At 32.5% G+C, this 13,431-nt stretch carries 11 protein-coding genes; 5 read left to right on the top strand and 6 right to left on the bottom strand.

Annotated elements, in window-relative coordinates:
* Positions 1–288: 288 nt before the first annotated feature.
* Both H9L01_RS05480 and H9L01_RS05475 read left to right on the top strand, forming a co-directional pair.
* Complete coding sequence (locus H9L01_RS05480; protein WP_187532978.1) at positions 289–2,481, top strand: hypothetical protein; 2,193 nt, start codon at positions 289–291, stop codon at positions 2,479–2,481.
* The gene (locus tag H9L01_RS05475; RefSeq protein WP_187532977.1) at positions 2,478–3,104 is read left to right on the top strand and encodes an ATP-binding cassette domain-containing protein; all 627 of its coding nucleotides are present in this window, start codon (positions 2,478–2,480) and stop codon (positions 3,102–3,104) included. The genes H9L01_RS05480 and H9L01_RS05475 overlap by 4 nt, the downstream gene beginning before the upstream one ends.
* Positions 3,105–3,163: 59 nt before the next feature.
* Here the strand turns inward: H9L01_RS05475 and H9L01_RS05470 are convergent, their stop codons facing one another.
* The 4 genes from H9L01_RS05470 to H9L01_RS05455 all read right to left on the bottom strand — a co-directional run bounded on the left by H9L01_RS05470 (position 3,164) and on the right by H9L01_RS05455 (position 7,699).
* A complete protein-coding gene (locus H9L01_RS05470) occupies positions 3,164–5,347 on the bottom strand; it encodes a DUF1430 domain-containing protein (protein WP_187532976.1) in 2,184 nt (727 codons plus the stop codon).
* 385 nt (positions 5,348–5,732) lie between these two features.
* Entirely contained in the window at positions 5,733–6,281 is a 549-nt protein-coding gene (locus H9L01_RS05465) for a VanZ family protein (RefSeq protein WP_187532975.1), read from the bottom strand.
* Between the two features lie 102 nt (positions 6,282–6,383).
* Positions 6,384–6,878, bottom strand: a complete 495-nt coding sequence (locus tag H9L01_RS05460; protein ID WP_187532974.1) for a hypothetical protein — start codon at positions 6,876–6,878, stop codon at positions 6,384–6,386.
* A gap of 56 nt (positions 6,879–6,934) precedes the next feature.
* Complete coding sequence (locus H9L01_RS05455; RefSeq protein ID WP_187532973.1) at positions 6,935–7,699, bottom strand: MurR/RpiR family transcriptional regulator; 765 nt, start codon at positions 7,697–7,699, stop codon at positions 6,935–6,937.
* 148 nt (positions 7,700–7,847) lie between these two features.
* Here H9L01_RS05455 and H9L01_RS05450 point away from each other — a divergent pair, with 148 nt between their 5' ends.
* The 3 genes from H9L01_RS05450 to H9L01_RS05440 are packed head-to-tail and all read left to right on the top strand — an operon-like array spanning position 7,848 to position 11,484.
* Positions 7,848–9,167 carry a family 4 glycosyl hydrolase gene (locus H9L01_RS05450; protein ID WP_187532972.1) on the top strand — a complete coding sequence of 440 codons (1,320 nt, stop codon included), beginning with the start codon at positions 7,848–7,850 and terminating at the stop codon, positions 9,165–9,167.
* Positions 9,167–9,922 (top strand): carbohydrate deacetylase, encoded by a 756-nt coding sequence (locus tag H9L01_RS05445; protein ID WP_187532971.1) that lies wholly within the window; start codon positions 9,167–9,169, stop codon positions 9,920–9,922. Before H9L01_RS05450 ends, H9L01_RS05445 begins: the two co-directional genes overlap by 1 nt.
* Before the next feature lie 20 nt (positions 9,923–9,942).
* The gene (locus H9L01_RS05440) at positions 9,943–11,484 is read left to right on the top strand and encodes a PTS transporter subunit EIIC (protein WP_187532970.1); all 1,542 of its coding nucleotides are present in this window, start codon (positions 9,943–9,945) and stop codon (positions 11,482–11,484) included.
* 60 nt (positions 11,485–11,544) lie between these two features.
* Here the strand turns inward: H9L01_RS05440 and H9L01_RS05435 are convergent, their stop codons facing one another.
* Positions 11,545–12,294 (bottom strand): hypothetical protein, encoded by a 750-nt coding sequence (locus tag H9L01_RS05435; RefSeq protein WP_187532969.1) that lies wholly within the window; start codon positions 12,292–12,294, stop codon positions 11,545–11,547.
* 135 nt (positions 12,295–12,429) lie between these two features.
* A complete protein-coding gene (locus H9L01_RS05430; RefSeq protein WP_187532968.1) occupies positions 12,430–13,428 on the bottom strand; it encodes an AbiH family protein in 999 nt (332 codons plus the stop codon).
* Positions 13,429–13,431: the final 3 nt, after the last annotated feature.

The raw sequence follows: 13,431 nt of genomic DNA, 5'->3' as shown, positions 1-13,431 counted from the left end.
AGGAATCAATCTAAACTATTATTATGGTATATCGTGATCTGTTTACGTTGAGTCAAAGATACAACAATTCGTAGCCATTCAATAGATTGTTTTCTTTATAATTTCAGAAATCAGATTTTCCACAATATTTTTAATATCATTTAAAAATTCTAACAATGAGTAAACTAAAAACTTGTTGGTTTATAATTACCACTCGTAAAGTATCCACTATCCGAAAGCAAAATTAATAATAATGTTCTGAGTAAAAATTTCATTTTACATTCCAATATACAAAGGACTGGTGATTTTATGAAGAAACATAGTATTGTTTTCACGATTCTTGTTGCACTCTTAACGTTCAATGCAACACTTTCCACCGCAAGCACCTTTTATGATAAGAATGTGTATGAAATTAGTTACCATCAAATTAGAGATGGAGATATTCACGGTGTCAACTATAATTTATCAACCCATTTCCTTGATGACCCTGTCGATTTCTTCATAAAATTAGAGACGACTCTAAATACTAACGAGCAGATTGATGCTGTTGTGTATTATGCTAGTTTTGATACCAACGGAGAAAACTTATCAGCTACTTATACGACTGTGAAGAATACAGAAGCATTTAACCATATTCAGTTTGATCGAGAATTATCAAGTATTGATTTTTCTTTGAGTACAGAGGATAAAATCCTTACTGATAATCCGATAAAGACTGGAGATAATATTTTTCATATCCAACATCTGTATGGGAGCAGAGATGAGCTTGGATTTAGCCGCAAAGAACGCAATAACTTAATAATGCCTATGCACATGTTACTTACAAGTCACACTCTCAACTATAAGACACCTTTTAGTTTGTCAATTATTAGTGATTTCTATACAGAAGACCAGATTAATCAGCTTATGATTAAAGAGGTTTTTAATCCTTCAAACATGTGTGGTAATTCAGGTTGTGAAGGAATGTTGGTAGCCAATAGTCTTTACGAAGATTATTGGGAAAGAAAAATATCCTTTTACGATATCTTAACAAATACTACTTCAATCACTAAAGTAGTCTTTACAATGTCTTTAATCGCATTGTTTTCAATAATATTCTATGAAAGTTTTTCGAATTCAAAAGAAATTATGATACGACGTATGAATGGAAACTCTCTCTTTAAAACATTCACAAGTGTTACTCATGACAATATCTTTATCATTATCGAAACTTATATTCTTACAACAATTGGCCTATGGATTTGGAAAGTACGCGACTTTAATACAATGACGCAAACATTTAATAAAATGATTCTTGGTTTAACACTTATTTTTATATTAATCGTATGTTTGTTTTATTATATTACCTATTTAATATTCAAACTTTCTAATCCGAATACATTACTCAAAAAATCATTCTCGTCATACAACATTGTCATTGTTTCTACACTCTTTAAATTTATTCTTATTTTTAGCCTTATTTTACCAATTATTGATAATCATGAAGTTCTTGCAGATTTAAAAGGATTCAAACACGTTATTCAACGTGATCCTTATTACTTGAAAAGAATTGACCTATCCCCTCCTACACAACCAGGATTCAAATTTAGTCATCCTAAATCTCAAAATTGGGATGAAAAAACAGATTTGAAGCTTATTGATATGATTCAAGAACATCATTTTGGGATCATCAAGGATTACTACTTCATGGAATCGATTATTGAAAGTTTAGATGTGACTACAGTTAATAATTATTTCCTAAATCCTTATAAAATTTCAACCTTAGATGGGAATGTGCTTGATCTCGATACCATAACAACAAATAGTTATATTGTTCCGAAAAAATATCAAAATTCAGAAGGGTTAGATACACTTCAAGAACCGATAATTTTTGTAGAGGATACGCCTCTATTAAAATCTAAAAAAGCCGGATTAATGGTTAATTCCTACGATTCAAAAATTATTTATTTAATCGTTGATGACTATTCTGACTTCAACACCGCAACGTTTGACATGTTCTTTGAATACGATACCCCAAAGGAAAAACGTCTTGAAATTCTTGAGGAAATATCTACCAACATCGGATTAACCAGTTCTGTAGATAACAGTGTGTACGAGACATTTTTAGATACTTGGATTTCCGAGAGTAGTGCTACCGTAATCGAACTAACCTTAACTCTATTGTTTCTTTCCTTAATTGTTACACAATTTATTCTAACCATTTTATTCTACAACGAAAGAAAGCAGTTAGCCGTCGCTTACCTCTTAGGTAAAACCCGATTTGAACGATATCGTAAGATTATGTTCGCTACTTTTATTCCTACTTTAATATCGATTGTTGTGATCTTATTTCACCTCAACAATAAATACTTTGCAGGAGAATTAGCAGTTACTATTCCACTTCAACGCATTTATCTAATCCTAGGGTTATTAATCACTCTAGATCTTGGTTTATTCTTGAGTATGGCACGAACATTCCAAAAATCAACAAGCTCAACGGTTCTGAAAGGAGAAAATTCATGACACCAATAATTCAACTAAAGGATGTAAATAAAAGCTATAATAACATCCCTGTATTAGAAAACTTCAATTTAGAAATCAATGAAGGTGAGATGATCTGTATTTCTGGTAGGTCAGGTTCAGGAAAATCAACAATCTTAAACATACTCGGCCTTCTCGAAACTTTTGATGGTGGTACTTACCTACTCTATGGGAAGAAAGCACCCAAACCCTTTAGTAACGAAGCTACTAAAATTTTGAAAGATAGTATCGGTTATCTCTTTCAAAACTTTGCGCTCATTGATAACAAAACAGTTCGTTATAATCTTGAACTTGCACTTTCACGAAAACAGATTAAAGACTCTGATTTGAATGCAACATTAGATAATGTCGGTCTCATTGATTATTTAAATCGGAAAGTGTATACGTGTTCTGGTGGAGAGCAACAACGTATTGCGATAGCAAGGCTCTTACTTAAAGACTCTAATCTTATTCTTTGTGACGAACCAACTGGAAGTCTTGATGACGAAAATAAACACATTGTCATGAATCTACTTCATGAACTTCATCAAAGTGGTAAGACTGTTATTATTGTCACACATGATACTGAAATAATTAATGCCACTGAACGTGTCGTTTATCTATAACAATACAAAGCCAAGATTCTCAATTTGCGAGACTCCTGGCTTTTTTAGTTTAGAAATTTTTAGATGCTTCCTTTGAGAATCATAGATGTTTGTTCTTTTTCAAACTTTCTGATATAGATACTACAGATAGCAAAATCAATCACTACAATGAGTACACACAAAGAAGTAATTATTTGTGTATCTACATAGTTAACAATTTCTGTACTTTGATGTTGGTTGATCATAAACAATATTACGAAGGATAGTATAAGACTGACTCCTTCAAACACAATCAATTCTCGATACCTTTGTATTCTTCCGATACCATGAAGATATTCTACTGCAAGTTTCTTACGATTAATTTCAAAGAATGCTGTGATAGCAAGTGTAGAAAAAATAATTAACATGATTAGAAAACTAAATAATTCTAAGTAAACTTTTATTTGATCAGATTTATATTTATCACTCATATACTCACGCATATCTTCGATTTTAATAATCTCTGATACTGAGGCAACCTCGTTTACTTCAGTTATGAATTCTTGAATATCATTTTGGTCTGTCACAATAGAGTAATTACCCAAACTAAGAACTGGATTTTCATAAGATGTGAGTACATATACGACTGGGTTCTGTGCATAAAATCCTGAAACGATGAATAATGCATCGAGTGTATAATCTACAGCGATTTTATCTATACTCTGAATTGATGGGTTGTGGAATAAGTCAAGATTATTTTGTGTTCCAATTAAAACATCATGATTCAATTCATCAGTATTTAAACGAGTACCATCTGATTTCATGATTTGAAACTTACTTAAGAAATTCTTATTCACTGCTATAAAACTCGTATTTTTTTCGGAAGCAACGTGTCCAAAAAAATCAAAGTTTAAGTAGTCTAAACCATGTCTTGTCATGAGCTCAAATATATATCTACTTTCTTTTTCACTATCTTCAGTGTTCAAAGTTGAATTTTCATAAATTGAAACTATTTTCCCTGTTCTATAGAGCATACTTGAATCAAAATGTTTCAGATATTGCTTCGAATTATTCAACGCTTCCAAATCCTTAGATAATGGTACAAGCAGTGCTACTATTATTCCAATTTTCAATAAGTAACTCATCCACAAACTGATTCTCGCATTGGAGTCCTTCTTCAAAACGATACTCCCTTGCGTAATGTAGAAAACTAAGAAAAAGATAATACTTAAAAGTAGTGAGATTAGAAAGTAGCACGCAATTACTGTCAGTACCTTCTTCAGATGAACTGAACTCAAACCCACATCAAAATTTACGAAGAGAAAGGATATTATCCCCGAAGTAACTGCAAAGTAAAGGAATGGCGATACAACAACCGGAAAAAATACCTCTTTATATATTTTTATGGGTGTATTACCATTGATGATACGAACCGTTAGTTCTCTTCTCTGAACAAGACTTTGATAGAACAAGACGACGATTGTTGCCGCGAAAGTTATAAATACTAAGCTTGTAGGAAATGATAGTAAATTTGATATGTTTATAAAATCTAGAGTCTCACTAACATATGTAAATCCACTGTCTACGCCAAGCACACCTGGTCCGCACACATTAATTATCTCGTTAGACATGTCTGTAGTACATCCGAACTCTTGACTAAAGTCTTCATATACTTCCTTCTTGAAGGCCTCGATTTCACTGATTGGAACATAGAATCGGATGGTATATGAAGATACTTCCGATATATCTACTTCCTCAAATTTTGTCCAGGGATAAATTTGATAACTTTGGTTTCCAAAAAAGTCTTTAACTTCTTTGTTAATCTTGGTTGGTTGTTTAACGCGAGCATATGCATTCAAATCATTAAGATCATTGGTTAAGTAGCCTGAGGACTCAAGTGAATGATATTGTATCGGATTCACGGTATCAAAAGTTAAATGACTATAAATAGATCCATTAGGTTGAATCGTTTTGCTAGGATATACGTAAATGGAATATGCCATTTCATCCTTAGACTTTCTTGTCGTCGAACTCATCGATTGAACATATCCATCATAAGGATACGTCTCAAACATTTTTAAAATTACATCCTTCAGCGAATTAGTTTTAAGTTGATCAATATTTGTATTCAATGATAATTGAAGAATTTCATTTTCTTCATTAATGTCTTCATAATAAAAAGGATACGATCCTAAAAAATCATTCGCACCATCTAGTTTTTGAATTGCTAGAAAACAGAAAAGGGTTGCAAGGAGTATATTCAAAACTTTATTTACCTTTTTCATTGCGTATCCTGCCTTTCATAAGTGCACCAACAATAGAAAATATGATAAGTTTTGAGGATTTGACTAATAATATATTTGAAATTAAATCATGTAGAGTAAACTGACGAGGTATTTATGATGCATACCTTCTTTAAAGTTACTTTAGCATATGATTTTCGTCATGTAAAGTTTCTATGTACATTAAAGAAAGCACGTCCTTTTTGTCAGACATTCTCTTTTACTTTATCTAATACCCTATTCATATTTTTGAAAAATCTGATTTAAGAATTTGTGCATTATAGGGTGACTTGTTTATCGAAGATTAAAAAAGAATTTATTTGCATTCGTCGCAAAGAAGTAAGAAAGGATAGAGATAAGAATGATGATAGAGAAAATATAAAAACTGCTATATTTCTTTTCGTTCTTTATCCCCCTTTATCTGATTAAATAAAATAGAGAAAAATAATAGTCCGATAAGTGACCCAAGAATGTTAGAAACTATATCATCAATATCTACAGTTTTGAATGATCCAGTAAAAAATAAAAGAGCAAGTTGAGTTAACTCAATCGATAGAGTAAACATCAAACTCCCAAAAAATGTTTTCTTGAAGCGACTGCTTTCGATAAAGATTACATTTATCAAAAAACCGAATGGCGCAAACATAACCATATTTAAAAAGAAATTCCTAGAAAGAATATTATTTAGACTAAGGTTAGGAATTAAGTTGATAGAATCTAGAACTGAATTACCATCTCTAATAATGAAGTTATATTGAATTCTTTCTAAGGATGTTGGAATCGGAAAAATTGTAATATCTATAACTAAGAACAAATATATTACAAAAGATGTAAACCAAAATATCTGCTTAGCCTCCATGTTTTTCATGTATCTAAAATATATGTAAATATATACGAGAACATAAATAGGAAAACCAGTATTTAATTCAGAAGCCATTTTTATCCCCCCTTTATTTGCTTAGCGTCACTTTTTCTATCCTCCTTTCATACAATAAAAACGCTTTTCTTACTTGTATCACAATTTTGAAACCATGAAGAACTAACATTTTGCGGGTAAGCATTCATTATTCTTCTGCAACTTCCGCTTCTTAATAAATGCTGAAAAATAGATACCTGTAAGTATTAAAACGATACCAAACATAATTATTAGCGCATTAATAGATATCGTATAATCTTTTAAGTGTGGATTAAGCATATCACTCAGTGTCACATGATAAGAGCTATGCAATTCTTTGTCGAGGTTTATACCAAAGAATAGTGAAGCAAGAATTCCATTCATCACAACTAACTTGTTTAGATGTCGGTTCTTATTGGTATCTAGAATTGAAAGAACTATAAAAACAATGATACATGAGTATGTGGGAATATATAGATATAAGGCAACTTCTCTTTCAATCGGCATGCCTGTTTGAGCATTTGTAAAACGGTGATACGAAACAAAGATAATCACAAGAAGTACAATTTCAAATAAAATCATCTTTTTAGGTTTAGTTGTAAAAGTTGATGTAGTCTGTGATTCAGTTTTATCTGACATAATAATAAATACCCCCTAGGTATATAAATATGCCCTGAATATGATTTTCCCTAAATTTATATATTATTTTTGGTATATGAATATTTAGCATAACTATTAACTAAGTAATCAATGATGAGATTCACTTCAAAAGTTGACCAATGCTTGATATACGAAACATCTCCTAAAATATTGGGATTGTGATATAAGGTATAAGTAGCACGACTGGATAAAACATTTACATTAGATGGAGCAATCGCAACAATAGGAACTTCTCTAAGATTCAATATGTTTAATGTCTTATTGAGCCCTTCTGTATTACCACTTAACGAAATAATAATGACAACATCATCTGGTGTCATAACGTGACTCATATTCTCTAGATCAGTCATTGTTCTAAGATGTAGTAAATGCTTACCATAATAGTTGAGGTCATTACTCATGGATTTAATAATTGCAGATTGTTTCCAGCCTGTACCATAAGCATAAATTTGTTTTGAATTATAAAGTAATGAGCATACCGCTTCAACTTTTTCATCTTCAAGTAGCTTCATTGTTTGTTTGATATTATTAGACATTTCATCTTTTAGATTCATATCCGAAACAACCTCAGTTTGTGAGTTTTGATTTTTAATAAAAAAACGAAACTCACTGTAACCTGAGAATCCTAATTTTTTAACTGCTCTATATATAGATGTCGTTGAGGTATTACATTCTTCCGCAATATCTGAAATTGTATGGGAATCGATATCCCTTTGATTCGCTACAATATACTGAAGTACATGACGATCTACTTCACTCAGATTGTGGTAGTGTTCGTTGATTAATGATTCTAATTTCATGGGTATCCTCCTCTATGTAAATATTTACCAAAAATGTAAATTGACACCAACGGTGTAATCGCTTTCTTATTTTACCATAGTTCTATTAATTTGGGTTAGAGGATGTTACATTACAGGTGTGCTAGCTACAAAAATAATGGAGGATGCTATGAAGAAACAAAGAATATGTATTGCAGGTGGTGGTAGTACCCATACTGCAGCGATTGTACAACTATTATTAGATAACTATAAAGAATTTCCAATTTCAGAAATTCGTTTATATGACACAGATTTTAAACGTAATGATGACATGAATGTGATTGTTGACTATATCTTAAGACAAAACGATATGGCTCACATTGACCTTCTCGCAACCGATGATCCAAAACTTGCATTCACTGGCATCGACTTTGTCTTTGCACAAATTCGTGTGGGCGGAATGAAGATGCGCGAACTTGACGAAAAAATCCCGCTTAAACATGGTCTTGTTGGACAAGAAACATGTGGACTTGGTGGATTTGCTTACGGTATGCGTTCAATGGGTGGTTTCCTTGAAATGGTTCAATTTATTCAAGACTACGCTCCCGATGCATGGATTCTTAACTATACAAACCCTGAATCAATTATTTCAGAATCAGTGAGACGTAAGTTCCCAAATGCCAAAATTATTAACGCTTGCGATATGACGATTGGTATTGAAGAAGCACTTGCAGAAAACTTTGGATACGATCGTAAGAATTGGATTGCTGATTACTATGGCTTAAACCACTTCGGTTGGTTTGATAGTATTTATGATGTGAACGAAAAACGTGATATCATGCCTGAACTTATTGAAGGTGTTATTAATGGTGGGATCTCTGTACCCGGTCTTGAAACAAGCTGGCAAAAAACTTACGATATGCTTGGTTATATTACCAGTAACTTCCCAAACAATATTTCCAACAACTACTTAGAATACTATTTATATCCAGACATGTTTGTTGAAAAACAAGATCCTAACTATACACGTGCCAATGTCATCATGGACGGACGCTTAAAACACATTGCGAAAGTTGCGGATTTAATTAGAGAAAATCCTGATGTAGAGAATGATGACTTCTTTGAAAAAGGAGCTCACAGTCAGTATATCGTCGATATTGCATTATCCCTACTCAACAACCTAAACGGTCGTTTCAAATTAATTGTTCCTAACCGAGGCGCAATCCCTAACTTAAGATCAGATGCTGTTGTTGAAGTTCCAGTGTATGTTAATGCACGAGGCGTTGAACCAATCTCACTTCGTCATGACATTCCAGATTTCCACAAAGGCCTTATGGAAGCACAAGTTGCAGCTGAGAAACTTCTTGTTGACGCATTCTTCGAAGGTTCCTATCAAAAAGCTTTAGAAGCATTTACTCTTAACCAAACAGTTCCTTCAGCACGTGTTGCGAAATTAGTACTTGATGAGATGATCATAGCTAATGAAGGTTACTGGCCAGAGTTAAAATAATGACATATCTCATTATTAACGCTGATGACTTCGGATTAAGTAAAGGTATTACGGATGGCATCGTCGATGCTCATCGGTATGGAATCGTTACATCCACAACACTTATGGCTAATATGCCTGCTACAGCTTATGCAGCAGGTTTAGCCAATCTTTATCCCGATTTAGGTATTGGTGTTCATCTCACTTTAACTGCTGGTAAACCACTCTTAAAGACACACCAAACTTTAACGGATGCCGAAGGGAACTTCCACAAGCTATCTTTCTATCAAGATGAGACATTCACAATCGATAACAAGGAGTTATTTGAAGAATGGGATGCTCAAATAAAAAGAATCATTGAACTTGGTGTTACACCAACGCACCTCGATTCACATCATCACGTTCACGCATTAGGGAAAAATAGAGAAGTTATTGAAGCACTCGGAAGAAAGTATGATATTCCTGTTCGTAAAAACTATAATCTTCCTGATGATATCCGTTCAACCAAACGTATCGATCTACACTTCGATACTTGTGGAGATATACATCCGACTATGCTTCAACCCTATCTTGATAATATTATTGATGACTGTTTAACCTATGAATCTCTAGAACTTATTTGTCATCCAGGATATCTTGATCGTTATGTACTTGAACATTCATCACTAACCGATCAAAGAACACGTACTTTAGATTTTGTTATTAATTCAGATTTTTCAAAACAAATAAAAAATCACGATAAAATTAAACTCGTTAATTTTAGTGTCATTAAGTAATAACTTTAGGAGGAGAAAACATGAAAGATAAAATAATGTCATCAATGCAAAAGTTTTCTAGAATTATTATTAGGCCAGTTATGTTTATGTCACTGGCAGGTTTATTAATTTCAATCTCTGCTGTTCTTAAGATGGAGTTTATGCCAACATTCATTCAACAATGTGGCTCATTCCTCTTTAACCTTTTAACAGGTAGTTTTATTAGCCAAATGGCTGTCATCTTCTGTGTCTCGCTAACAACATCCATTGCGAAGACAAAGAAAAACGATGCTGCCATCGTTGGTATCGTAACATTCTTACTATTCCTTGTAGCCAATAACCAATGGTTAACTGTAACAAACCAACTTGCAACTCCAGGAGAATATGGCCTTGCTGGTACTGGTCAAGCTATGGTCCTTGGATTCCAAGTCGTTGACATGGGAGTCTTCTTAGGAATTCTACTCGGTTGTGTTGCAGGTTATGTATTCAACAAATATCATGATAAGAAACTTCATAAGATGATTGCACCTTACGAAGGGACACGATTTGTATACTTCGTCATGATCTTTGTATCAATCTTCTTAGCTATTATACTGTCATACGTATGGCCATTCATTAACGGTCTCATCGAAGGACTTGTAAACATCATATCTAAGTCGGGATCATTTGGATTCTTCATCTACGGATTTGCAAATAGAATGCTGTTACCAATGGGTCTTCATTCATTACTCTATATGCCAATCCTCTTCTCACCTCTTGGTGGAACCGCAACTGTTGCTGGAGCATCATATGCAGGAGCTCTAAATATATGGTTAGCAGAAATTGGTAGTGTCAGTCAAATTACCGCAATTCATCCATCCGTTGGATATCTTGCAAACTTCGGATTTACAGCCCTACCACTTGGTATCTGTCTTGCATTGATTCATACTGCGAAGCCAGAACATAAATCAAAAGTTAAGGCAATCGTCTTACCAGCACTATTCGCGGCTATGTTTGCGGAAATTACAGAACCAATCGAATTCCTATTCCTATTTACCGCTCCAATCTTATGGGTATTCCATGGTATTGTATATGGATTTGGACTCATGCTATCCAACCTTGTAGGACTTAATATTGAAGTCTCTACAGTCATAAAAACAGTTATGAACTCTATCATCATTCCAATGGAACTTGGTAGACAATGGCTTGTTCCAATTCTATTTGTCATACTCACCGCCGTTGAGTTCTTTGTCTTCAAGTTTGTGATAGAGAAATGGGATCTCAAACTTATTGGTAGAACAGATAACTTCAATGAGGCAGAGAACAATATCTTCGATGATGAATCGGAACTCTCCACTACAAACAGAAACTATCAACTTGTTGTTGATGGATTAGGTGGTGTAGAAAACATCAAAGAAATTAACAACTGTATTACACGATTAAGAATTGATCTCATTGATGACTCTCTTGTAAATAAGGACCTCATTAATCAATTTGGTAACTCAGGTATTATTTCAAAGAAAAACCATATTCAAATAGTTATTGGTATGGGTGTTGAAGATGTTCGCGAAGGACTCGAAGCACATATTAAAAAAAATCAATAAAAATAAAAAAGGCTTTAGTATTTCTAATTTTTGAAGTACTAAAGACCTTTTTATAGTATTCTAATTCGTGACGAAGTATGAATCCAACGTTACTCCGTCCAAAGATCCATACAATACATTTTTTTTATTTGCGGGATTCAAAATAGTGACAAAAATATTATGATCCGTTGGATTACCCTTCACTATAGATAACTCTAGAATTTTTAAAGCATCCAGAAAAGAAGCAACCTCTCTTTTATATTTACCTGAGGTGATGTTATCTGTAAAATTATTTATAATTTCCTGACTAGTGATATCTATTTCGATTGAAATTAGATTTTTACCTTGCATAACTTTACGCTTCACCTTAAAATTAGAAAAATCTCCCATATCAGCATTCAGTTTTTCTTCGATTTCTTTAGAATATTTGTCAACCAATTCGTATTTTTCTTCGCTTTTTTTTCTAGCTTCATCATCACTTTTATCTTTTTCTTCTTGGTTTGTTTCTTCCTTTGAAACAGTTTCTTGTTTTTTTTCAGCAATTTTTTCTTCATCCCAAACAGCCACAAGTGTTCTTGCATTCTTCGGGATATTATTCAATTCTACCGAATTATTTTTCTCATCTTTCCACTCAATAAAATATGGAGTTGCCTCAGAACTTAATGAAGGGGTTGCACCGACAATATTTCCATTCTCTACGGTAACATCTTTACGCCTAGTTCCATCTAGAAAACTAAATTTATCGAGATGTAGGGTAATCGTTTTCGTCTTGCTGCTGCATCCAGAAACAAGCAGTAACAAAGCTAATATAAATATATATTTTTTTTTCATTTTTAATTTTCCTCTCCCATGCCATATGTATTTCACGATTAGCTGATATTATTTATTAAATAAAGTGATAATCATTTTAGGTTCAAGTTAGTTGAAATAATACTATTTACTATAAAAAGCATAATAAATCAAATATTACTTAATGTTAATTGTGTTGGTATAATCTTCAATATTGATTTTTACAGTTCTAAAAATTTTCTTTATAAGTGGAATTTCTTCTTTATTTGTTTTAATTCTATCGTGTGAAAAAATAATTACTTCTTTTATGTGATATATTTGATTCACTATTTCATAAAAATCAGTATCTGCTTCTATACCATGTCCCATCACAACTAGTTGGTTGATGTCCAATTTTGCTTCCAAATCACTAAAAAAATAACTAATGGGTCGATATATTTTTTCATAATTATTTTTTATAAAGTAATTAATATCCGGATCTGTATGACTATATGATTCATCAATACCTGCTCCATGTCCATCGATTCCTAATTCTGTAATCACTTCATCTTCAAAAATTCTCAGTTTGTTTTTAACAGTCTCTCCATCGTACTTCAAACGTATTTGATTATAAAAACTCATTATTATCCGTTGATAATGCTTAATATTCAAATCGTAATTCATGCTGCCATCATGGGGAATACTCTCCATCATATGACCAAATATCACATAACCATTGTCAATGAATCCATTTGGGTGCTTGCAATTCAAACAATAAATACTTTCAACAGTATCAGTATAATTGAAATTCACAATTAACGGTGAAGCTATTAGATAACCATTTATTTTGGGATTCATTTGGATATTATCAAAGTGTGTATTATTTTTAAGGTACTCTATAAATAATTTAGTTATTTTTTTTTGTAATTCTATAAATTCATTGAAATTCTCATAGCCGATAACTTTTCCGCACATTACTAGTTGACTTTCTGCAGTAGAATATACCTTCCTAATTTTTAATATATTGTTTTCTATTTTAGTCCAATCATTACTAATATCAGGAAATCTTTGTAGTATTAAATTATTGTAATCCTCAACATCTTTATTATTTATATTTTCGTTGAAAAAATCGCTATAATTGGTTTTCAAACCGTGGTGCAAGTCAAATCCATTTCCTATTACTACTATAGAGGTCATATT

Source organism: Erysipelothrix inopinata (genome assembly GCF_014396165.1).
Classification (GTDB): domain Bacteria; phylum Bacillota_I; class Bacilli_A; order Erysipelotrichales; family Erysipelotrichaceae; genus Erysipelothrix; species Erysipelothrix inopinata.
This window is presented reverse-complemented; position numbering and strand designations above follow the sequence as displayed.